We start from the raw sequence: 21629 nt of genomic DNA on the forward strand, positions 1-21629 counted from the left end.
TCAATGAGCAATCCACAACGCGCAGCCATTCCCATTTACACAACAAATGGCGACCCGGAAGCATTTTTAGCATATCCATATTTGTTCAACAGGAACGGTGACTGGATCGGATTCGTAACTGCAAATCGCGAGGTCTACTCAGTGATCGGATTTTTCGTAGGCACATTGACCAATGATCCGCGCATTATCCGTAAGAAAGCGACCTCCACGATCAAACCCCGCCTGAAACCGCTTCCCAAACCCCAGAGAATTCAACCACCCGCTACAATCCCACTTCCACCCATGATGCCCGAATTAAGTCACTCGGTCATTGACGTATTACTGGATGCTCCCGAATTGCTGCACACAACAGACAGCGGAGATCAAAGACAAGATATGGATTAATTGACAAGATATGAATTTTTTAGGTACATAAGATGACAAAAAATTTTTCACCAAAAACCATCAGCGCATCCCGCATTCAGCTTGCCCAATTGATGCAGCCGGAACATGCCAATAATCACGGCAACGTCCACGGCGGATGGATCATGAAACTTGTAGACGAGGCCGGAGCGCTGGCATGCATGCGCCACTCTCAAAGCAAAGTCGTTACCGTCGCCATTGACTCCATGACCTTCCGCAATCCCATCCGCATTGGCGACCTTGTGATCCTCAATGCAGAAGTTTCATTTGCAGGCCATACTTCAATGGAAACAGAAGTAGAGGTTATCGCCGAAAACCCGATCACCGGCGAACGCACTACAACGAATAAAGCCTATCTGGTATACGTCGCCCTTGGCGATGATAATAAACCCCAGCCAGTCCCACATCTGCTCGCAGAAACGGAAATACAAAAACTGCGTATGGCACAAGCCAAAGAAAGACAAGCCTACCGTATCGCAAAAAAATAACTTTTCATCTTGCAAAAAATCCGCAAACACCCGATCTATATTCTATTGATAATCAACATCGCAGTGGGGTTATTCACCTTCCGCGATTACGGTCTGTCATGGGACGAGCCACTTTTTTACGATTACGCCAACGCGCTCGGATATGCCTACACGCCGCGCGAATGGTTTAGCGGAAATTTCAATTTAGAGAATGCGTTCGGATCCAGCGCAACAGACCATGCCAATCGCGGCCCAGCCTATATTCTTCTTGCACATCCTATCGTATCAATTATTACATCGTTTGACGTAGATCATGCCTCCGCATGGCATTTGGTGAATTTCCTTACCTTCCAGCTCGGAGTGTATATCCTATATCGACTCGTCAGAAGGTGGGTAAATCCATCCGCGGCGCTGGCAGCAACCGCATTATTCGCGTGGCAGCCACTCCTATGGGGGCATGCTTTTATCAACCCGAAAGACCCGCCATTCCTGGTTTTCTTCCTCGGAGCAGTTTGTTTTGGATTTGAGATGATCGATAAAATCATACAAACCGCCCCAAGCAGCGCACATCCCAGCAACTTTTATGAGTCAGGCAAAAAAAATATGGCAGCCCTGCTGCTCGCGGCGTTTTTTCTCGGTGTTGCCACCTCGATTCGTATTCTGGGACCGCTGGCAGGGATATTGGTGGGTATGTACGCGCTTGGCAAACTCAACAGGTCCACGGCAACTACCCTGGCAAAATATTTATCAGGCTACCTCGTTGCAACTACACTGATCGTATTTATAACCTGGCCGTATTTATGGACAAATCCGCTTCAAAAATTCATTGAAGTCTTTGGATTCATGTCCGATAACCCCACACAGCTGCCTGTACTTTTCAACGGGCAAATATATCAAGCGGATAAACTGCCCAGAAGATACCTACCCTCACTGCTCGGCTTAACATTGACTGAACCCGTCTGGCTCTTATTTATCCTTGGATTGATAATCGGATTTTGGAAATCGAACAATCAAAAGCGATTATTACTCGCCCTCACTTTGCTTTGGTTCATCATTCCCGGCGCATATGTTATATTACGAAAACCACCGATGTATGATGGTTTTCGCCATTTTCTATTTATCCTGCCGCCAGTTTTTATCTTTACAGGCTTCGCGTTCGAAAAATTATTCCTGGCTACAAAAAAACAATGGGGCGTCATCGCCATCATCCTATTTGCCCCCGCTATTTTGGGATCCATCAAACTTCATCCCTACGAATACACATACTACAACTTATTCACAGGCGGAACCAGCGGTGCTTTCCGAGTTTATGAAACAGAATACTGGCTTACATGCTATAAAGAAGCTGTGCAGGGATTCCAAGAACAGGACGCACAGCTTTTCATCAAACGCGAACCTTACATCGCAGAATATTACGCAAATAAAAATATCACCATCCGCGATTATCGTGTCGAATTCAACAAGATCCAGCCCGGCGATTTCGTACTTGTAAACTCACGTACAAACGAAGATCTCAAAACATTCAAGGACGCTCCCATTGTCCTTTCCATTCAACGTGGAGATGCTGTGTTTTGCGCGATCAAGAAAATTCCCTAACTACAAAATATAAACAATGCAAATTCTTCGCGCAAAACTTTCCCGTCCCATTGTTCTATTTTCATTCATAACGCTACTTGGTTATGGATTGCTCCTTCCATTCACAGGTTTTTATTGGGATGATTGGCCTTTCGCATGGATCACAAAATTTCTCGGCCCTTCTGAATTTATTCAAGCTTTTATGCCGTTTCGCCCATTTTTAGGACCAATCTTCTACGCGACCACCAGCCTTATCCCGCCCATCCCGCTTTACTGGCAAACCTTTGCACTGATCATCCGATTCCTTATCGGATTTTCGGCATGGTGGACTTTCAGCCAGATATTCCCAACCCGGCCACGCATCGCGCTAACCATCGCCCTGCTCATCACAGTATTTCCTGGATACAGCCAGCACTGGGTGGCATACACGCACATCAATCAGGAATTAATTCCTTTTCTTTTTTACACACTTTCCTTCGGATTTACTTTCAAAGCCTTGAGGGCCGCCCGCCCACTTCCGTATTTCATCCTGGCCATCCTTTTGCAAATATGTGGAATTTTTCCAACCGAATATTTTTTTGGTCTGGAAGGCATGCGCGTGCTCTTAATTCTGTTCTTCCACAAGTTGGATGGAAATTTCATTCTCCGAGTTCGCTCGACGCTCAAAATCTGGCTGCCCTATTTATTAATTTGGATCCTCAACGCATTGTGGTTAATCTATTATTACAAATTTGGGCCGTACAACTCGTATGAAGTTTCAGCGGCAAAAGATGTGACCAATGCCAATTTACTTCTTGAAATTGCAGATACGCTATGGAAAGTGTGCTTCTATATATGGGGGCAGGTGCTGGTGTTGATCTCTTCCAATATTTTTTCGCCAACATCCTTGCTCACCCTGGTATTGATCTTCCTCACCTTTATATCTCTCTTTTTTTTCATGCACTTATTCGATGGAGAAACTTCACATCGCAATTTTGCTATATCCCTAATCTTCGTCGGTTTGATCGGCATCCTGCTCGGACGATTACCATCCCTGGCCGCAGAACTACCCTTCAGACTTCAAAGCAGCTATGACAGATTTTCCATCTCGATGATGATCGGAGGAAGTTTTTTCACCGTCGGCCTGATCGAATTACTGTTTCAGAATTCAAAAATACGAACTTTTTCCCTCATGGCGCTCGTCGCATTAGGCGTGGGACAGCAATTCTTCAATGCGAATATTTTTCGCCGTGACTGGGAACAGCAGCGCAAGATCTATTGGGAATTATCATGGCGAATTCCAGCACTCAAACCCAATACAGTGCTGCTCACGAACCAAATGCCGATCGACTATGAAACCGATCTTTCTTTTACAGCCCCCGTCAACTGGCTTTACGCAAGCAAAATCACACCTCCCAGCCTGCCATACGCATTGTTGTACACAGAAAAGAGACTTGGTGGTCCAACGCTGCCATCGCTTGATCTGGATACCGGTATTTCATTTGCCTATCGCACTTTGAATTTCAACGGTTCGACATCACAGGCTGTCGTGATCTACATGCCGGCAAATGGATGCCTGCGCGTCCTTGACCCTTCACGCGGTGACGCAGAGATCTACGCAAACCTGCCTGATTCGCTAACGAACGCGATTCCCCTCTCCGACCCGTCGCTGATCATCACCGACTCTACGAAAAGCGCATCTCCGAGATTTCTACTTGACGAGCCCAAACATACCTGGTGTTATTATTTCACCAAAGCAGAACTTGCATTTCAAGTGGGCGATCTCGAAAAAGTAATCGCTCTTGAAAAACAAGCAACATCAAGCGGATACGCTCCGGAAGATTTGAACGAATGGCTGATATTCATTGAGGCACAAGCATTGACCGGTGAAATGGATACTGCCCAGAAATTGTCTAAAAAAATATTAGATGGGGATGTAAAAATGCGGCGAGGGGTATGCGCAACGTGGAAACAGATCCAAACCCGCATGCAAAAGGATGCGTCAATGATCGCCACGATACGATCAACTATGGGCTGCAACCAGTAAGGCCGTCCCTCTTCGTCTGCTATAATTTGCTCTCTATGATTCCTTCACCACGCTTGTTATTAACAATTGATTACGAATCCTGGTATGCGCCTTCGCGAAGGTATGATTTTCTCTCTGCAGAGGAGCGACGGGGCTTGGACGACGGCTTCGCGCACAATGCCATTGACCCACTGCTTGAGCGACTCAAAAATGTAAAGACAAGCGTATATTTGGTCGGCGAACTGGTGGAGTGGTATCCAGAATTGCCGCAAAAAATAATTGACGCGGGGCATGAAGTCGGTTTTCATTGTCAGGTACATCGTCCGCTTACCACCGTTAAAGATATAGAGCTCGATTTGCAAAGATCAGCTGAATGGCGGCGCCAATACCATGTACGCGGATTTCGCGCCCCGATGATCAACACCATCGAGGAAGTTTACCCGATCCTGGAGCGAAACGATTTTATATACAGTTCCTCGCTCTACGCGCCGACCGGGACGATTTTACGCAAAGGAGCGATTTGGGAAGTACCTGTCAGCACTTTTCCGTTGCTAGGGCGACCAGCCAAAATCCAGGCGCCACGCAGAATGAACCTGCCGCTTGTGCTTGGCGGTGAGTTTCCTTACGGCTCAAGCATGATGAGCGGACTTTTTACGAAACTGGTTTTTAATATTATTGAAAGAGAATTGAAGGCGGGGGCAAGCCCTGTGATCTTTCTGCATCCATATGAGATCATTCCACCCGAAAGATGGCCCGCACGTTTCACGCGCGATCTGCTGTCCAACCCACTGCTCTACCCTTTTACATTTAGCAAATCGAATTTCCTGAACGACCTGCTGCGGTCATTTCCAATGTCCACCCTAGCAGACTTTGTCAAAGAGAGCTCGCAATGAAAGTTCAAAAGGTTGACTCGCTGGATTTTTCTGGAATTGAAAAGCAATTAAGTTTTTCAGGTCTGGATACCTGGACGAACTTTGTTCGATCTGTTTATGATTTCAAGGTTCATCGCTATGTCGTGTTGGAAAACTCAATTCCTTTGGCGGCGTTGTCTCTTACCGAGGTAAAACACCCAATTTTTGGGCATTATTTGACCACAGATCCATTCGGAAGTTATGGTGGATTTGCCTTTGAAAACGACACTGCGCGCGATCTGTTGCTTGATGAAATGCGGAGCTTGGCAAAACAAACAAAAATCGAATACATCTCGATCCACCACGGAGGCGGCGAGTCAATTCCACCCGATAACTGGATTCAACATCCCACATATTGCACGTACCTGATAGACCTTCCATCCACCCCGGAAGAACTCCTCAAGACTTTTGGAGCAGATCATCGTAATCATGTGCGGAAATCAATCAAAAAGGGATTCAAGATCCGCTTCGGGCATATCGACCTGCTGGACGATATTTATGAAGCATTAGCCCAAAGCATGCACGAACTCGGCTCGCCGTATCATACAAAAAAGTACCTGCAAAAAATGGCGGAATCGCTTGGAACCACGCTTGAGTTTGCCGTACTTTATGACCCACAGGGAAGCATCGCCGGCGGAGGTGTTTTTATTTATCAAGGTGATACGATCTTCAATTTACACGCCAATATTCTAAGACGTGTACGTTCCGCCTATGCCGGAGAATTCCTTTACTGGACCATGATCGAACGCGCCATCCAAAAAGGGTTGAAAACTTTTGACCTGGGGCGTAGCTTGATCGGGTCGGGCAATGAGACATTCAAAATGAAGTGGAATCCCCGCAAAAAACTTTTGGCTTACTGGTACTTGCTTGCACCAGGCCAAACCCTGCCGGCTTTGAATCAAAAAAACCCAAAATTTCAATTGGCGATCGCAATTTGGAAACGACTACCGTCATTTATTGTCCGCCCGCTGGGCACATATCTTGTGCGGGGACTGGCATAAGAAGCGTTCATGAATTACACAATTCACAATCTGACAGAACTTCCTGACGCACTCCTGCCAAGGCTAGCCGAGATCCACATGGGAGATCGCGGATTGCTTTCCAAATTGGGCTATCCCTTTGTGCTGCGCTATTTTGAAGCCGCGCACAAAGATCCGCGCGTGATCGGAGTCTACGTCCAGGATAATGATTCCTCGGACGTGATCGGTTATGGCATCGCTTCTCCCGAGCCAGAATCATTGACATCCCAACTCACAACAGATAAAGGCTGGTTCATCAAACAAATCGTAAAATTATTATTTACCCGTCCGCTTGTGTTTGTTCAATTGACCATTTCAAGCATCACCATCAAGGGGCAAATGAACCAAACCGACTCGATCGAATGTGTTTATTTTTCAGTTGACCCAAATTTTCGTGGTCAGAAAATCGGGCGGACAATCCAAAAAGCACTCATGGACGGGGCGCGAAAAGCGGGGTACAAAAGGATGTTCGCCAGCATAGAAACCTGGAACAAAGCCAGTCTTTCGGCAACATTATCAAATGGCTTTACAATAGCCAAAACATTCCGCGAAGGACAATATCACAGACACCGGATGGAAAGCAAACTTTAAACCATGACCACACATCGAGAACGAATTCAAACCTGCCTGCGCGGCGAAACATCAGACCGCACACCCATTGCGCTTTGGCGGCATTTTCCAGTTGACGACCAGAATCCTGAGACCCTAGCCGCGTCCACTTTGCACTTTCAAAACACTTACGATTTCGATATCGTCAAAGTCACACCCGCTTCCTCTTTCGAAGTAAAGGATTGGGGCGTGGAAGATCAGTGGACAGGCGACACAGAGGGTTCACGGCGATATACAAAACGAATCATTCAGGAACCCGGTGACTGGGAAAAGCTTCCTGAGCTGGAGCCAACATCTCCGCATCTGGCTGGACAACTGGCTTGTCTCCGTTTAATTCGGCAGAGTCTCAGCCCGGAGACTCCCATGATCCAATCCATTTTCAGTCCGCTTTCACAGGCAAAAAATTTAGCCGGCAACGAGACTTTGATCACACATATCCGAAAATATCCGGAAGCCGTACTTAAGGGTCTGGATACGATCGCAAAAACAACTGCAAGATTTGTAGAAACCGTCTGCGGAACTGGCGCGGATGGAATTTTTTATGCGGTTCAACACGCACAGGCGGAATTGCTCTCCCTGGAAGAGTATAAAACCTTCGGCGTCCCGTTCGATCACATGGTTCTTGAACGGTCAGAGGACCTATGGTGCAACATGATCCATTTACATGGTAAAAACATTCATTTTTCCCTGCTGGACATGTACAATTTTCAGATCGTCAACTGGCATGACCGCGAAACGTATCCGTCACTAACTGAGGGAATGGGGCTTTTCAAAGGCACGCTGTGCGGAGGATTGAGACAAGATACACTCGTTTTCGAAGACCAGATCAGGGTTGAGGATGAAGCGCGAGACGCCATTCTCCAAACAAAAGGCCAGCATTTTATCCTGGGAACAGGGTGCGTTGTACCGGTGATCGCATCGCACGGAAATTTACTGGCGGCGCGAAGGAGTGTCGAATGACCTTGCGCGTGATCTCGGGAAGCGCCAAAGGGCGAAAATTAAAATCTGTACCCGGCGATACCACGCGCCCGGTCATGGATCGTGTAAAGGAAGCCTTATTCAATATCCTGGCTGGCGATGTGCTTGATTCAAATTGGTGGGACCTATTTGCGGGCACTGGCGCGATCGGAATTGAAGCGTTAAGCCGCGGCGCAATGTTCGTACGATTTTCCGACCTTAACCGCGCGCCGATCGAAACGATCAAGGAAAATGTGGAAAACTGTGGATTCAGCAAACAATCTGAAATCCGCAAGGGCGATGCCTTTGGCATGTTAACAGCACAAACCGATAGAAAGTTTGAATATATTTACATCGCGCCGCCGCAATATCAGGAAATGTGGTCTAAAGCCTTGAAGTTAGCTGATGAAAACATAGGCTGGCTGACAGACGACGGGACCGTGATCGTACAAATTGACCCGACCGAATATGAAGAGATCGGATTAAAAAATCTTGAAGAATCTGAACAAAGAAAATACGGAAGTACTCTAATCATTTTTTACGACCATAAACACTGAATCAAAAAGAGCATTCTCTCGCGAATGCTCTTTTTGATTCAGATGTAAATTTATGGAACGGAATTTGAATTAGCGTTTGTGTTACCGTTCGAAGAGTTGGAATTCGAATTATCGTCTGAGGAATTATTGTTTGAATTGGTATTGGAATTACCCGCAGTCTTGACACCCTTGGCCTCGATTTTTGAAGCCAACATGGTCATTTTATTGTATTTCACTTCAACTTTATCGCCTGCCTGCAGATCGGCTGCGCTCACAGTCTTACCATTTCGTTTGACGCGGGTAGTCCCATCCATAGTGACCGTAATTGGCGCGCCGCCATTTTTTGGGGTAATGGTCAGGCTGCCTGATCCTACCGATGCGATCACACCTTTCACCTCACCCTTCGATGAAGAATTGGAATTACCTGATGTTGTTTTCGCTTTGGCATCAACCTTTATAGCCAGAAAACTTATTTTGTCATATTTCACGTTAACTTTGTCACCCGTTTGCAAATCGGCTAAAAGAACGGTTTTGCCATTTCGCTTGATGCGTGTCGCCGTGTCAACTGTAACAGTCAGGTTCGCACCGCCCTTCTTGGGAGTAATAGTAAGTGAAGCGCTGCCTACAGCAGAAATACTGCCTTCAACTTCACCTTCTGACTTGGAATTGCCTGAGGCAAAAGCATGAGATGTTGTTGTGAAGAATAATACGAATGCAATGAACATAACAGTAATAAAGTGGAAAAATTTTTTGGACATTTTTTATCTCCTTTATTTATTAGTCATAGATGTCGATAAAAGGTTACTTTTCACCCCAGCTTTCTAATCCAATTCTCACAAACCAGCTGAATAATTAGATTCAGTTTCACTTCCAGGGCGCGGTAATCAAAGGGGTTTCAATATCCGCCGCATGACCAAGGAAGGGCAAATCCCATGCTTCAGAGATCGTTTTCAAGATCGAGTAATGTGAATATGGCGTGGCATCCTGAAAATTTTCTTTCGCTTGCGGGGAGATGAAAACAGTAGCCACCCGCCCACCTGCCAGTTGCGGCAGCCCGCAGCATGAATGTTCGCCCTGACCTTCGTCCCAGGTAAGGATAATGAGATATGGTTCATGTGTGGATTCCAAGGCAGGGTAAATTTTATCCATTTGCTCCTTCAAAAATCCATCGGCTAGGTCAAGGGGACAGTCATGAGCTGAGTAACAGATATCAGGCGTAATGAAAATAAAATTTGCGAGGTTGTTCGCGGCTAGATCAACATCCATCTGCGTGAGGGGAACAATTCCCTGTTGACACCGTTCAATGTTCAAACGGATCGGGTCAAAGAAAATGAATGGATTATGTTTTCTGACATAGCGCAAGGTTTCGCCTTGGAAACAAGGCTCCGGCATGTCATCCTGGTACGTTCTCCAGGTGCGTCCGCTGGCTTCAATGAGGTCAGGCAGGCTTGGCGAGTTGATGTAGCACTCTTCAAATCTGATGCAATTATCTGCGATCCCAAATGTATCCCCGCCGATGAGCGAGAGGTAATTGGGAAGACTGGGGTGCGTGACTGCGTAATGTTGAGTCAATAAAGTATGCGAACCTGCCAGCAAATTAAAATATGCCATATCGCTATTTCCGACCACGCTGCCAAATTCCTTGTTTTCGAAAATGATGACCACGATATGAGAGAAATTTGGGACGAGCGACCGAGGTGTGGATGTTGGTTGTATCGTCGGCGTTGGCTCGGGTGTTTTGGTCAAAACGGGCAGGGGCGGGAGCGTAGGGAGAGACTGAGCAGGCGCCGGCGCGGTCAAAGCGGGCTGGCAAGCTGAGGCAAGCAAAGAGGCGCAGACCGCCAACCAAACCAACATATATTTAATATTCATCATATGTCAAGGATAAATGTTTTGAAACCGCAATATCAAAACCACAATGTTATTGCTACAATTCAATTTGTAAAATAACAGGAACGGATTCCATTTTTTGATAAATAAATTCAGGAAGAATTATTTTATGACCACAACTACAATACGAACCCCAGCAAAGATCATCCCGCACGCTTTCCCGGGCATTAAGCCTGACGAGGTGGAGGAGATCATTGCAAACAGCCGTATAAAAACATATCCACCAAAATCAGTGATATGTAAAGAAGATGCGATCGAGCATACATTTTACATGATCCTTGACGGAAATTTTGAAGTTACAAAAACGATCAACAACTCAAATAAACGATATTTGAAAACACTCGGGGCCGGGGATTTTTTTGGGGAGATGGCGTTGATCCATAGCGCGCCGCGCGCCGCAACGGTTACATCTGTATCTGACGCGATCCTGCTGGAATTGGATGATGAGGGATTTAATCGGGTCTTAAAACACAGTTCCAGTGTTGCCATGGCGATGGTCGGTGAGATCAGCAACCGTCTTCGTCAAAACGATGAAATGGCGATCGAGGATCTGCGCATGCGGGCATCCGAACTGGCAGACGCGTATGAAAAGCTTGCCGAGCAGGAACTGGCGCGGCGTGAGTTCCTGTCGAACATCGCACATGAATTAAGAACTCCATTGATGATCGCCAGCGGATATTTACACATACTTAATAAAGGTGTGCCTACAAAAGAACAGCTTGCCACTTCCATGGAAACGATCACGCGCAATGTAGATCAGATCGTGACCCTTACGAACGACATCCTCTTCCTGCAGGAAATGGATCTGGTCCTGCCCGAATTTCAATCTGTGAACATCGTTGAAGTTGTAAATTGCGTCCTGAACAAATATAAGGATAAGGCTGGCGCCCGTCAGATCAGATTGACCCACACCGTCAATCATAATATTTCAAACATCCGCGGCGACGCTAAATCATTGGAGCGTGCGATTACAGCGCTCGTAGATAACGCAATAAAATTCAGCAGGAATGGCGGGGAGGTTGAGATCAGCTATTCAGAGACGGGAACTCAAGTCGGTATTTCTGTACAGGACCACGGTATTGGGATTGACCCTGAAATCCTTCCACGCATCTATGACCGCTTCTTTCATCTCGAAAAACATGGGGACGAACTTTACAGCGGTGTCGGTATCGGGCTTTCGATCGCGCGGCAGGTGATCCTTCAACATAAAGGGACACTGGATACGGAAAGCACGCCAGGTATTGGAAGCAAGTTTAGGATGAACTTGTTGAAGTGGAAGTAAAAACAACTATCAATTTATCGTTTTCATCATAATACGAGCGCGCTGAAAAGGGCGGATCGCCGCGTTGCATTTGATGGATTCGGTCAAGCAGAACGGGCAGATCTTCGACTACAGGAAGATGAAGAATCGCATCCTTTTTCACCCATTCAATTGCTCCTTCTGCGCCGGCTTTGACCTCACCCTGAACATTCTCCCCGCAAAACATAAACAGACAGATTCCCGCTGAGGCGTCTCCAGCGTCTACAATAACCGTGCCGCACAGCCACAGGTCCGCGAGCAAACCAGTCTCTTCAAGCAATTCACGCTGTGCCGAAAAATGGATATTCTCGCCGCGCTCCACATGACCGCCAACTCCATTATATTTCCCAGCCCATAACCTTTTGGTCGGTGCGCCTTTAATTAACAAATACTCATCCCCGCGGCGGACAAAAATCGCCGTGCGGGGGATGAGCATGTATCTATCTTTTGTTACACCCTGGTCAGTTTTTGGCATAAAATTGCAGATCACCAAATCCAATAACCATAAATCACCACTAAATTACCAACTGACGCACTTCATCGAGATGACCGGCAGAGCCGAGCTTCTCGTTCTTGTCGGCAATGAATTTGGCATATTCACTCATAAAGATCTTGCCAACCGGGCGCAGGTCAAACTCAGAAGGCTTATCACGGAAGAACTCTCGATGAACGCGAGTCCACACCAGACGGCCATCTGTGTCAATGTTGATCTTGGTCACGCCCAATTCGGCGGCACGCTTAAACTGAGTGGCATCAACACCTTTTGCGCCCTTCAAATCACCGCCTGCCGCATTGATACGAGCCACTTCTTCCTGCGGCACGGAACTGGAACCATGCATCACCAGTGGGAAACCAGGCAGGTTCTTCTGGATATCTTCCAACACGCCAAAGTGAAGCCCTTGTGAACCGCTGAACTTGAACGCGCCATGGCTGGTACCGATGGCACAAGCCAGCGAGTCAACACCGGTCAAGCGCACAAATTCCTTTGCCTGCACGGGGTCTGTCAATTTTGCATTAGCTTCATCCACACTGACGTGTTCTTCCACACCGCCCAGTTGACCGAGTTCCGCTTCCACAACCAATCCCTTCGCGTGCGCAGCATCCACAACACGCTTGGTGATTTCCACGTTCTTATCAAAGGATTCGTGGCTGGCGTCAATCATCACAGATGAGTAAAAACCGCTGTTGATACAGTCGTAGCAGGTTTCTTCGTCACCATGATCGAGATGAACGGCAAAAATCGCATCAGGAAAGACTTCATTGGCTGAAGTGATCAATCCCTCCAGCATTTTCTTGTGGGTGTAGGAACGCGCACCCTTGCTGATCTGGATAATGAACGGCGCCTTGCTTTCGATACAACCGCGAAACAATCCCATGGCCTGCTCAAGGTTGTTGATGTTATAAGCACCGATGGCATATTTTCCATACGCCGCTTCAAAGAGTTTTTTTGTTGTGACTATCATGTTAACCTTCCTTTTGGGTAAGAATATGGCGCAAGATCCCGCAGCCTAAAAACATTGTCCAGTTATACTACTTGGTTTCGAATGTTTTCTTGATTATAACCACAAACTCAGGCTATAATGAGTGAGACTTAAAGCATCAATTCCCGTATATTACGGCAGGAGGCTCACATGAGTGATTTTTTTGAAAAAGTAAAAGGACAGGCCGATCCATTCAAGAAACTGTTATCGTACATTCCCGGTTTCAGCGGATACATTGAAAGACAGAACCGCCGCGACGCAGATAAGATCCTGCGTGACACAGTAGCGCGCCGCTTCGAGGAACTTTGGGGACGCGCATCCAATCTGCAAGTCGAACTTGTCAACAACGGCATGATCAAATATGTCGATGACATGGAAAAGGCTGCGCTGGCGCTGCGCACATTCATCGACAAAATATCCAAAGCGGCGCGTGGATACTCCGGATTATTCGATGCGACCAAGATCAACGAAAAGGAACTCGAAGCGATCTATCAATTCGACGTCGCGTTCTTCACGCTCGGCGATCAAGTCAGCGGCGCGCTCGACAATGTAGAAGCCAGTCTGGGTGATGAAACCGCCCTGCCGGCAGCCATCCGTAACCTGACATCCCTTGCCCGTTTGGCCGTGGAAACCTTTGAGCGCCGCTCTGAGGTTGTTACGGGAAACGGACAATAAATTTACATTGTAGGGGCGGGACGCATCGCAGTCCCGCCCCTACAACATTGAATCCTATGTGGCACGAATACACCAACGCAAAATCCATCGAGCAAGTCATACAAATTTTAGGGGATAAAAAAGAGCGAGCCCGCGTCGTTGCGGGCGGCACAGACCTAATCCTTGAACTTGAACGCGGCGTGCGCAAAGGGCTGGACACCCTGATTGATATCACCCGCATCCCAAAACTGGACCAGATCACCATGGATGAAGATGACATCATCCACCTGGGGGCATTGGTAACACATAACGATTGCGCCGGGTCAAAATTGATCCGTACCCGCGCATATCCTTTGGCACGCGCCGCTTGGGAAGTAGGCGCGCCGCAGATCCGCAATCGCGGGACTGTAGCCGGCAACCTCATCACAGCATCCCCTGCAAACGACACCATCACACCGCTGATGGCGCTTGGAGCAAGCGTGACCTTGCTTTCCACACGCGGCGAACGAATTATTCCCTTAAGTGAATTCTATACAGGAGTTCGTAAATCTGTGATGCAGGCGGATGAAATGCTGGTGGATATTTCCTTTCCTGCTTTGAAGGATACACAACGCGGAACATTCATCAAGCTGGCGCTACGGCGCGCACAAGCCATTTCACTGGTCAACGCGGCGATCATCCTTAACCTGAAAGATAATACCGTCAGATCGGCATCCATTACTCTTGGGGCAGTGACGCCGATCATCACACACGCCGTGGAAGCTGAAAATTTCCTCCTCAGGAAAAAACTCAACGAGAAAAACATTGCTCATGCCGCTGAACTCGCCATGCAAGCCGCGCGTCCAATCGACGATGTGCGCGGTTCCGCGGCCTATCGTCGCGAAATGGTACGCATCATCACCATGCGGGGGCTGACAGCGATCCGTGACGGAAATGAACAAGAAGGAATGCCAAAGAAACCGATCCTCCTAGCAGGGAAAAAATGGAAATCTGAAAGCGCAACCCAGATGGCGGCGGATACATTCCCAGAGAAAGCCATTGAAACCACAATTAACGGAAAGAGTTACTCCTTCAACAGCGGGCATAACAAAACATTGCTGCGCCTGCTCCGCGAAGAAGGCATGTTAACCGGCACCAAGGAAGGCTGCGCAGAAGGTGAATGCGGCGCCTGCACCATATTTCTGGATGGCAAGGCGGTCATGGCCTGCCTCGTCCCCGCGCCGCGCGCGCATGGCGCTGAGATCACTACAGTGGAAGGGTTGTCAAACGGCAGTAAACTCCATCCGGTACAAACTGCCTTTATTGAACACGGCGCAGTTCAATGTGGGTACTGCACGCCAGGCTTCATCATGTCCGGCGCAAAATTACTGGAAGAAAAATCCAATCCCACGCACAATGAGATCGAACAAGCCCTAACGGGAAATCTCTGCCGATGCACAGGCTATTACAAGATCGTCAAAGCCGTTGAAGACGCGGGCCAAAAAAAATCCAATTGAGGTAACTCATGGGCAAGTATTCAAGCTCCTTCCAAAAACCAATGGCACAAAAATCCGACGGTCCGCACGTTATCTGGCGCGGCATTGGCTGTTTGATGATGTTGATCGTCCCCGCAATCTCGATTGCCGCGGGAATCACGACCATTAATTATGGATTGGCGCACAACTGGCCAATTCCGTACCAGTTACTGGTCAGTCTACGCCTGCCTGATTTTTTTTATAAATCAAGCGGCTTGGTAATTATTTTTTACCCACTCACGCAAATCCCAAATCTTTTTGCGTATGTTATCGTCAGCCTTCTATACATCGTACTCATTGGCGGCGTGATCTCAGTGATTTACGCTTTCATCTATCGCGCCGTTGGACCGTCACGCTATGGTCCGCTCGACGAACCACCGCCAAAAATTAAAACAAAACGCTATACACGATAGGAACCTATGTCAAAACAATCTGTCGGCAAATCACATCCACGCATTGACGCTCGCGGCAAAGTCATCGGCGAAACACTGTATTCCGGCGACTTAAAAATGGACGGAATGTTGTTCATGAAGATCCTTTTCGCCGAGCGCCCGCACGCACGCGTATTAAACATTCAGACTGCCAACGCAGAGAAATCATCAGGTGTCGTCGCAGTCTATACAGCGAAAGACATCCCTGTCAATGAATATGGATTACAGATCCCAGATCAACCCGTTTTATGCGGACCTGGTTCAAGCAAGCCATATACAGACATCGTCCGCTTTGTGGGCGATCAGGTCGCAGTTGTAGTAGCCAAAACCGAAGGAGAAGCGGAAGCGGCTGTCAAATTGATCGAAGTGGAATATGAAGACCTGCCGCTTCTCTCCGACCCGACCATTGCATTGCGCGCCGACGCGCCCATCCTGCATCCTGACAGGGGCGATACCAACGTTTGCGTCCATTACAAGATCCGCAAAGGTGATGTTGAAGATGCTTTTGTGAAAGCAGATGTGATCGTTGAGGATGAATATCACACACCAGTGCAGGAACACGCCTATTTACAACCTGAAGCAGGCCTTGCCTACATTGACAATGAAGGCCGCATAACAATTGAAGCTGGCGGACAATGGACTCACGCAGATCGTGAAACGATAGCACACTCGCTCGGTCTGCCCGACGAAAGGATCCGCGTCATCTACCCAGCCATTGGGGGCGCATTTGGCGGACGCGAAGATATGTCTGTGCAGATCGTGCTGGCATTGGCGGCGTGGAAGCTAAACCAACCAGTCAAGATCATCTGGTCACGGCGCGAATCCATGATCGGTCACGGAAAACGACACGCGGTTTCCATCAAAGCAAAGTGGGGCGCAACAAAAGATGGGAAACTGATCGCCGCGGAGAATGAATTGATCGGCGACGGCGGCGCTTACATGTACACCTCCAACAAGGTGCTTGGCAACGCAGCCATCACATCAACAGGTCCATATTTCATCCCGAACACAAAAGTGGATGTGTATGGGGTATACACAAACAATGTCCCCGGGGCAGCATTCCGCGGATTTGGCGCGCCGCAAGCCTTGTTTATGGCAGAATCACAAATGAACAAAATAGCGGAAAAACTAGGCATGGACCCGGTTAAGTTCCGTTTAAAGAACGCATTTCGCGAAGGCGACCTGATGAGTTTTGGCACACCTGTGCCAAGTCAGGTCAGCATAGTGCAATGCATTGAAGCTGCCCGCGATCAATTTAATTGGAAAAAAACCAAAAAGAAGAATTCAAAACCCCACCTTGCGCGTGGACATGGTTTCGCGGCTGGATTCAAAAACGTGGGATTCTCTTTTGGTTACCAGGAAAATTGCTGGGCTAAAGTGGAAATACATGGCAATGGAAATATCGAACGCGTCATTGTCCATCAAGCCGGCGCGGAAGTTGGCCAAGGCACCCATACAGTGATGATCCAAATGGCGGCTCATGCAGTTGGCGTGTCAGTAAACAAAGTGGAATTACGCACATCGGACTCCGCGCATCAAGATAACTCAGGATCAGTTTCCGCATCACGTATGACCTTCATGGCAGGCAATGCCATCAAAGGTGCGGCGGAAGCGGCTCTGGAAAAATGGAAAGCGGAAGAGCGTCCCGCCATCGCGGAATTCAAATATCTCGCGCCGCGCACCACGCCATTTGATCATGAAACGGGCTACTCCACTCCCAACTTTGCCTACGCTTATGTGGCTCAGGCCGCCGAAGTTGAAGTGGATACGGAAACCGGTCACGTGCGCGTCATCCGCATTGTTTCCGCAGACGATATCGGCAAAGCCATCAATCCAGACCTGGTGGTAGGTCAAATCGAAGGCGCGGTAGTCCAAGCTCACGGATATGCTGTGCTTGAAGATTACAAGACGAAAGACGGGCGCGTACTGACCGATCAATTAAGCACATATTTGATACCAACCATTCGAGATATACCCGAATCAGTGGAGTCGGTTCTCGTGGAGATCCCCGATCCGAACGGGCCGTGGGGTGCACGCGGATTAGGAGAGTTACCCTTCCTGCCCGTCGCGCCGGCTATCGCCGCCGCAATTCACGATGCGACCGGTGTATGGCTCAATGAATTCCCATTCACCCCAGAGCGGGTTTTGCGCGCTCTGGGAAAAATATAGAAACTTTATGAAAGCCCTGACAGGACACTACGAGACCTGTCAGGGCTGCATAATTTATGTCTTTCCCCTATTTAGGCGAAACAAAAGAATTAAACGAAACCACACGCAAAGAAGCGAATGGATCCTTTATCACGCTTCCTTGCGGCGTGACGCATTACGAATTACAGGGACCTGAAAACAGCTCAACGGTCACGCTTGTGCATGGCTTTTCCGTCCCGTATTTTATATTTGACTCAACCTTCGAATTTCTTGTCAAAGCAGGATTTCGTGTTTTACGGTACGATCTTCTCGGGCGTGGATTCTCAGACCGGCCGAATGTCGATTACAACATTCACCTCTTCACCCAACAGCTCAAAGACCTGCTTGACGCGCTTGGACTCAAATCCACAAATCTGCTTGGACTTTCCATGGGCGGCCCGATCACGGCAGCATTCATCAGCCGGCATCCTGGCTATGTTGATAAACATGTTTTGATAGACCCAGCCGGCGCAGAACGGGTCGCGCTTTCTCACCTCCTTGAAGTAGTGAAAATGCCTATTCTTGGCGAGCTGGCGCTCGGGTTGTTTGGAAGCGCGAACATGGTCAAAAATATAGCCAGCGATCTATTCGATCCGAAATCGGTGGAACATTTTCAAGAGCAATACAAGATCCAAATGCAGTATAAAGGCTTCAAACGCGCCATTTTATCCACAATGAGAAGTGATATGTTAGAGTCGTTCCTGGAGACTTATGTTGAAGTCGGGAAATTAAAAAAAACCAGCCTGCTCATCTGGGGAAAGAACGACAGGACGGTACCGTTCGAGAACAGCAAAATCATTCTGAAGGCATTACCACACACGGAATTCCTTTTTATTGAGAACTGCGGTCATATCCCACATTACGAAAAACCTGAGGTTGTCAACCCGATCCTATTGGAGTTTTTATCAAAATGAACAAACAAGATATACAAACACTATACAAATTCAATCACTGGGCAAACATGCGAATTTTAAATGCCGCGTCCAAATTAACAACCGAACAATTTCTTGCAGGCGCAGTATTCCCACATAGAGAATTACGAAGTACTTTGACGCATGCGCTCTTAGCGGAATGGATCTGGCGCACGCGCTGGCAGGGAGAAACACCAGCAGCCCGCTTCAAGCCGGAAGATTTCCCGAACCTTGACGCACTCCGCACGCGATGGCTAGAGGAAGAAAAAAAACTGGATACGTTCATCAATAACTTGAATGATGAATCAGTAAACGCCACATTCCAATACAAAACCAAAAATGGAGAGATCAGGGAGAATGTGCTCTGGCAGGCGATGATACATGTCGTCAATCATGGCACGCAGCATCGCAGTGAAGCAGCGGCCATACTTACAGAATTGGGTCACTCTCCAGGTGATCTCGACCTGATGTTGTTTTTAAATGAGCAAACCTAATGATTGACAAAATAAAGGACTTTATTTACCGAAACAGGCACAGCATCGCTGTTTTTATATTGCTAAATGTTGCCTGTCTGGTCTGTATCTTGCTTGTCGCTGCCAGGGTGGCGTACACTGATTCGAGCCGGCACACAGGCTTAATCTGGAATCTATTCCTGGCGTGGATACCATTTATCCTGGCTTACATTGCCCACACTGTTTCATGGAAACGCATCTGGTTATACCTTGCCATTCCAGTCATTGCATTTCTCTGGCTCATTTTTTTCCCAAACGCGCCTTATATGCTGACCGACCTGCAAGACCTCGCGCGCGCGGGCGGAGTAGGTGCTCCGCTTTGGTATGATGTGCTCATTGTAGTCTGGTGTTCCTGGACAGGTACCCTGCTTGGTGTTATATCGCTGTATCTGATGCAGGATATTATCTCACGCACGTTTGGACGATCGATCGGCTGGGTCTTCGTTTTTATTATTTCCGGCTTAAGCAGTTTTGGTATCTACATCGGCCGATTTGTGCGCCTGAATTCGTGGGATATTCTGCAAAACCCCGCTGAAACAGCCGTTGAAATCCTCGGTCTCGTCATTGACCCGAGTATGCGCCTGGCTGCATTTACCATCTTATACACGTTCTTCTTTCTGTTCCTGTTTGTATTATTGTATTCATTCAGTCATATGCTCCAGGAACAAACCGTCCGAGCTCAAAACACACCAGAAGCGGTCGAATCTACACAACAAACAAAATAAAATAATATCCCTGTACGGCACCAAAAGGACAGTCCATGATTCCTCTCATCCTCATCCGCGGCGGCGGCGACCTCGCAAGCGGGGTCGCATTGCGTTTGTATCGTTCTGGTTACAAGGTCGCCATTCTTGAATTGGAAAAGCCCCTGGCGGTTCGCCGCACTGTGTCGTTTTGTGAAGCAGTATACGAGGGGGCACATACCGTCGAGGGTGTAACAGCGCGACTCGTTTCAGCAGACCAGTTTCAAGATGCGCTCGATGCAGGTGAAATTCCCGTGCTCGTGGATCCAAACGCCAATATCCTGCGAAATCAATTCCTGACAAGTCCGCGATCCACATTTATCATTGATGCAAGACTGATTAAAACGACTCCCAAATCCCTACCAGTAGATGTCGCGCTTCACATCGGACTTGGACCTGGCTTTCGCGCAGGTGAGAATTGCCACGCTGTGATAGAAACCCGCCGCGGACACACCCTCGGCAGAGTCTACTGGAGCGGCTCGGCCCAGGCTGACAGCGGACTGCCCGAGGGCGATATTCGCCGTGTTTTACGCGCACCTCATAACGGCAAATTAATCGCTCACGCTAAGATAGGCGATCTACTTGAAGAAGGCCAGATCATCGCTGAGATCGATTCGAAAATTGAAAACCGAAGATCGAAAATCATCAGCCCGTTCAAAGGCATCCTGCGCGGACTTATTCGTCCCAATATTGAGATCACTGATAAGATGAAGATCGGGGATGTTGATTTGCGTAACGACCCTGTTCTTAACACCCTTGTTTCTGACAAGGCGCTGGCTATTGGCGGCGGCGTGCTGGAAGCAATACTAACTCGTTATCCTGTATTTCGTGAAATAGACCAGATCTAAAATTCCGACTCTAGCCACAGGGCTGTCTTAAAAAATTAAATTCCCACGGAGAACCCCATGAGCAAAGGACGCTTGGAAGCATTTAGCGATGGCGTGCTTGCCATCATTATCACCATTATGGTTTTGGAATTAAAGGTGCCTGATGGAGCAGACCTTTCCGCACTACAGCCGCTTATTCCAGTATTCGCCAGCTACACTCTCAGCTTTGTCTTCATTGGTATTTATTGGAACAACCACCATCACCTATTTCAGGCGGTTCATAAGATCAACGGCAATGTCTTATGGGCGAACATGCATTTGCTTTTTTGGATATCGCTCATTCCTTTCACTACCAGCTGGATGGGCGAAAATGAATTTTTAGCCTGGCCAGTTGCTTTCTACGGCATCTCTTTATGGATGTCTGGACTGGCTTATTTCATCCTCGTTCGCACGCTTCTCGCAATTCATCCGGAAGACTCGCCGCTGGCGATTGCGATAGGCGGCGACACCAAAGGATATGTCTCACTAGCGTTATACACTGCCGCGATCCCACTTTCTTTTGTTTCTGCAAGATTTGCTTCCCTGCTTTATGTCGCAGTGGCAATCATCTGGTTCATCCCAGATCGAAGGATCGAAAAGACCCTCGCCAAATAAGATCCGTCTTCCCGCCACAGGCAGATCTACTGTTAAAAATGGAC

Annotated in this window: 23 protein-coding genes; 19 read left to right on the forward strand and 4 right to left on the reverse strand. The window is 47.9% G+C overall.

Annotated elements, in window-relative coordinates; translation table 11 throughout:
- Nucleotides 1–3: 3 nt before the first annotated feature.
- From IPL17_RS15775 to rsmD, 9 genes are all read left to right on the forward strand, one after another.
- Nucleotides 4–384, forward strand: coding sequence for a hypothetical protein (locus tag IPL17_RS15775; RefSeq protein ID WP_345308036.1), 381 nt, complete (start codon nt 4–6; stop codon nt 382–384).
- 32 nt (nt 385–416) lie between these two features.
- Nucleotides 417–890, forward strand: coding sequence for an acyl-CoA thioesterase (locus tag IPL17_RS15780; RefSeq protein WP_345308037.1), 474 nt, complete (start codon nt 417–419; stop codon nt 888–890).
- A 9-nt stretch (nt 891–899) separates the two neighbouring features.
- The gene (locus IPL17_RS15785; protein ID WP_345308038.1) at nt 900–2465 is read left to right on the forward strand and encodes a hypothetical protein; all 1566 of its coding nucleotides are present in this window, start codon (nt 900–902) and stop codon (nt 2463–2465) included.
- Between the two features lie 16 nt (nt 2466–2481).
- Complete coding sequence (locus IPL17_RS15790; RefSeq protein WP_345308039.1) at nt 2482–4470, forward strand: hypothetical protein; 1989 nt, start codon at nt 2482–2484, stop codon at nt 4468–4470.
- Nucleotides 4471–4604: 134 nt separating this feature from the next.
- On the forward strand, nt 4605–5342 hold the full coding sequence (locus IPL17_RS15795; RefSeq protein WP_345308040.1) for a polysaccharide deacetylase family protein: 738 nt from the start codon (nt 4605–4607) through the stop codon (nt 5340–5342).
- Nucleotides 5339–6361, forward strand: coding sequence for a GNAT family N-acetyltransferase (locus IPL17_RS15800; protein WP_345308041.1), 1023 nt, complete (start codon nt 5339–5341; stop codon nt 6359–6361). Before IPL17_RS15795 ends, IPL17_RS15800 begins: the two co-directional genes overlap by 4 nt.
- Before the next feature lie 9 nt (nt 6362–6370).
- Nucleotides 6371–6970, forward strand: coding sequence for a GNAT family N-acetyltransferase (locus IPL17_RS15805; RefSeq protein ID WP_345308042.1), 600 nt, complete (start codon nt 6371–6373; stop codon nt 6968–6970).
- Nucleotides 6971–6973: 3 nt separating this feature from the next.
- Nucleotides 6974–7948 carry a uroporphyrinogen decarboxylase family protein gene (locus IPL17_RS15810; RefSeq protein WP_345308043.1) on the forward strand — a complete coding sequence of 325 codons (975 nt, stop codon included), beginning with the start codon at nt 6974–6976 and terminating at the stop codon, nt 7946–7948.
- Nucleotides 7945–8502, forward strand: coding sequence for a 16S rRNA (guanine(966)-N(2))-methyltransferase RsmD (gene rsmD, locus IPL17_RS15815; RefSeq protein ID WP_345308044.1), 558 nt, complete (start codon nt 7945–7947; stop codon nt 8500–8502). The genes IPL17_RS15810 and rsmD overlap by 4 nt, the downstream gene beginning before the upstream one ends.
- A 50-nt stretch (nt 8503–8552) precedes the next feature.
- On the opposite strand, the gene IPL17_RS15820 is transcribed toward rsmD, so the two are convergent.
- Together IPL17_RS15820 and IPL17_RS15825 are read right to left on the reverse strand one after the other, a co-directional pair.
- Entirely contained in the window at nt 8553–9239 is a 687-nt protein-coding gene (locus IPL17_RS15820; protein ID WP_345308045.1) for a DUF5666 domain-containing protein, read from the reverse strand.
- A 106-nt stretch (nt 9240–9345) separates the two neighbouring features.
- Nucleotides 9346–10353, reverse strand: coding sequence for an alkaline phosphatase family protein (locus IPL17_RS15825; protein WP_345308046.1), 1008 nt, complete (start codon nt 10351–10353; stop codon nt 9346–9348).
- 127 nt (nt 10354–10480) lie between these two features.
- On the opposite strand from IPL17_RS15825, the gene IPL17_RS15830 reads away from it, so the two are divergent.
- On the forward strand, nt 10481–11653 hold the full coding sequence (locus IPL17_RS15830; RefSeq protein WP_345308047.1) for an ATP-binding protein: 1173 nt from the start codon (nt 10481–10483) through the stop codon (nt 11651–11653).
- Here IPL17_RS15830 and IPL17_RS15835 read toward each other — a convergent pair.
- Complete coding sequence (locus IPL17_RS15835; RefSeq protein ID WP_345308048.1) at nt 11625–12146, reverse strand: NUDIX domain-containing protein; 522 nt, start codon at nt 12144–12146, stop codon at nt 11625–11627. The two genes, IPL17_RS15830 and IPL17_RS15835, sit on opposite strands and share 29 nt — an antisense overlap.
- A 40-nt stretch (nt 12147–12186) precedes the next feature.
- The gene (locus IPL17_RS15840; RefSeq protein ID WP_345308049.1) at nt 12187–13134 is read right to left on the reverse strand and encodes a ketose-bisphosphate aldolase; all 948 of its coding nucleotides are present in this window, start codon (nt 13132–13134) and stop codon (nt 12187–12189) included.
- Between the two features lie 168 nt (nt 13135–13302).
- Between IPL17_RS15840 and IPL17_RS15845 the strand changes: the two genes are divergently transcribed.
- From IPL17_RS15845 to IPL17_RS15885, 9 genes are read left to right on the forward strand one after another with little or no spacing between them, the layout of a single operon-like run.
- Nucleotides 13303–13827, forward strand: coding sequence for a hypothetical protein (locus IPL17_RS15845; protein ID WP_345308050.1), 525 nt, complete (start codon nt 13303–13305; stop codon nt 13825–13827).
- A 56-nt stretch (nt 13828–13883) separates the two neighbouring features.
- Complete coding sequence (locus IPL17_RS15850; RefSeq protein WP_345308051.1) at nt 13884–15302, forward strand: FAD binding domain-containing protein; 1419 nt, start codon at nt 13884–13886, stop codon at nt 15300–15302.
- An 8-nt stretch (nt 15303–15310) separates the two neighbouring features.
- Nucleotides 15311–15733, forward strand: a complete 423-nt coding sequence (locus IPL17_RS15855) for a hypothetical protein (protein WP_345308052.1) — start codon at nt 15311–15313, stop codon at nt 15731–15733.
- Nucleotides 15734–15739: 6 nt separating this feature from the next.
- On the forward strand, nt 15740–17920 hold the full coding sequence (locus tag IPL17_RS15860) for a xanthine dehydrogenase family protein molybdopterin-binding subunit (protein WP_345308053.1): 2181 nt from the start codon (nt 15740–15742) through the stop codon (nt 17918–17920).
- Between the two features lie 56 nt (nt 17921–17976).
- Nucleotides 17977–18852 (forward strand): alpha/beta hydrolase, encoded by an 876-nt coding sequence (locus IPL17_RS15865; protein WP_345308054.1) that lies wholly within the window; start codon nt 17977–17979, stop codon nt 18850–18852.
- Nucleotides 18849–19343: a DinB family protein gene (locus IPL17_RS15870; protein ID WP_345308055.1), complete on the forward strand. Its 495-nt coding sequence runs from the start codon at nt 18849–18851 to the stop codon at nt 19341–19343. Before IPL17_RS15865 ends, IPL17_RS15870 begins: the two co-directional genes overlap by 4 nt.
- Nucleotides 19343–20086 carry a DUF1361 domain-containing protein gene (locus tag IPL17_RS15875; RefSeq protein WP_345308056.1) on the forward strand — a complete coding sequence of 248 codons (744 nt, stop codon included), beginning with the start codon at nt 19343–19345 and terminating at the stop codon, nt 20084–20086. Before IPL17_RS15870 ends, IPL17_RS15875 begins: the two co-directional genes overlap by 1 nt.
- 35 nt (nt 20087–20121) lie before the next feature.
- Entirely contained in the window at nt 20122–20952 is an 831-nt protein-coding gene (yqeB, locus tag IPL17_RS15880) for a selenium-dependent molybdenum cofactor biosynthesis protein YqeB (RefSeq protein WP_345308057.1), read from the forward strand.
- Between the two features lie 57 nt (nt 20953–21009).
- On the forward strand, nt 21010–21585 hold the full coding sequence (locus IPL17_RS15885; RefSeq protein WP_345308058.1) for a TMEM175 family protein: 576 nt from the start codon (nt 21010–21012) through the stop codon (nt 21583–21585).
- Nucleotides 21586–21629: the final 44 nt, after the last annotated feature.

It is taken from the genome of Candidatus Villigracilis saccharophilus (assembly GCF_016711665.1).

Bases quoted from the DNA above. Each gene is read 5' to 3' on its own strand.
- IPL17_RS15775 (WP_345308036.1), top strand. From the start codon at position 4: ATGAGCAATCCACAACGCGCAGCCATTCCCATTTACACAACAAATGGC.
- IPL17_RS15780 (WP_345308037.1), top strand. From the start codon at position 417: ATGACAAAAAATTTTTCACCAAAAACCATCAGCGCATCCCGCATTCAG.
- IPL17_RS15790 (WP_345308039.1), top strand. From the start codon at position 2,482: ATGCAAATTCTTCGCGCAAAACTTTCCCGTCCCATTGTTCTATTTTCA.
- IPL17_RS15800 (WP_345308041.1), top strand. From the start codon at position 5,339: ATGAAAGTTCAAAAGGTTGACTCGCTGGATTTTTCTGGAATTGAAAAG.
- IPL17_RS15805 (WP_345308042.1), top strand. From the start codon at position 6,371: ATGAATTACACAATTCACAATCTGACAGAACTTCCTGACGCACTCCTG.
- IPL17_RS15810 (WP_345308043.1), top strand. From the start codon at position 6,974: ATGACCACACATCGAGAACGAATTCAAACCTGCCTGCGCGGCGAAACA.
- rsmD (WP_345308044.1), top strand. From the start codon at position 7,945: ATGACCTTGCGCGTGATCTCGGGAAGCGCCAAAGGGCGAAAATTAAAA.
- IPL17_RS15820 (WP_345308045.1), bottom strand. From the start codon at position 9,239: ATGTCCAAAAAATTTTTCCACTTTATTACTGTTATGTTCATTGCATTC.
- IPL17_RS15825 (WP_345308046.1), bottom strand. From the start codon at position 10,353: ATGAATATTAAATATATGTTGGTTTGGTTGGCGGTCTGCGCCTCTTTG.
- IPL17_RS15830 (WP_345308047.1), top strand. From the start codon at position 10,481: ATGACCACAACTACAATACGAACCCCAGCAAAGATCATCCCGCACGCT.
- IPL17_RS15835 (WP_345308048.1), bottom strand. From the start codon at position 12,146: ATGCCAAAAACTGACCAGGGTGTAACAAAAGATAGATACATGCTCATC.
- IPL17_RS15840 (WP_345308049.1), bottom strand. From the start codon at position 13,134: ATGATAGTCACAACAAAAAAACTCTTTGAAGCGGCGTATGGAAAATAT.
- IPL17_RS15845 (WP_345308050.1), top strand. From the start codon at position 13,303: ATGAGTGATTTTTTTGAAAAAGTAAAAGGACAGGCCGATCCATTCAAG.
- IPL17_RS15850 (WP_345308051.1), top strand. From the start codon at position 13,884: ATGTGGCACGAATACACCAACGCAAAATCCATCGAGCAAGTCATACAA.
- IPL17_RS15855 (WP_345308052.1), top strand. From the start codon at position 15,311: ATGGGCAAGTATTCAAGCTCCTTCCAAAAACCAATGGCACAAAAATCC.
- IPL17_RS15860 (WP_345308053.1), top strand. From the start codon at position 15,740: ATGTCAAAACAATCTGTCGGCAAATCACATCCACGCATTGACGCTCGC.
- IPL17_RS15865 (WP_345308054.1), top strand. From the start codon at position 17,977: ATGTCTTTCCCCTATTTAGGCGAAACAAAAGAATTAAACGAAACCACA.
- IPL17_RS15870 (WP_345308055.1), top strand. From the start codon at position 18,849: ATGAACAAACAAGATATACAAACACTATACAAATTCAATCACTGGGCA.
- IPL17_RS15875 (WP_345308056.1), top strand. From the start codon at position 19,343: ATGATTGACAAAATAAAGGACTTTATTTACCGAAACAGGCACAGCATC.
- yqeB (WP_345308057.1), top strand. From the start codon at position 20,122: ATGATTCCTCTCATCCTCATCCGCGGCGGCGGCGACCTCGCAAGCGGG.
- IPL17_RS15885 (WP_345308058.1), top strand. From the start codon at position 21,010: ATGAGCAAAGGACGCTTGGAAGCATTTAGCGATGGCGTGCTTGCCATC.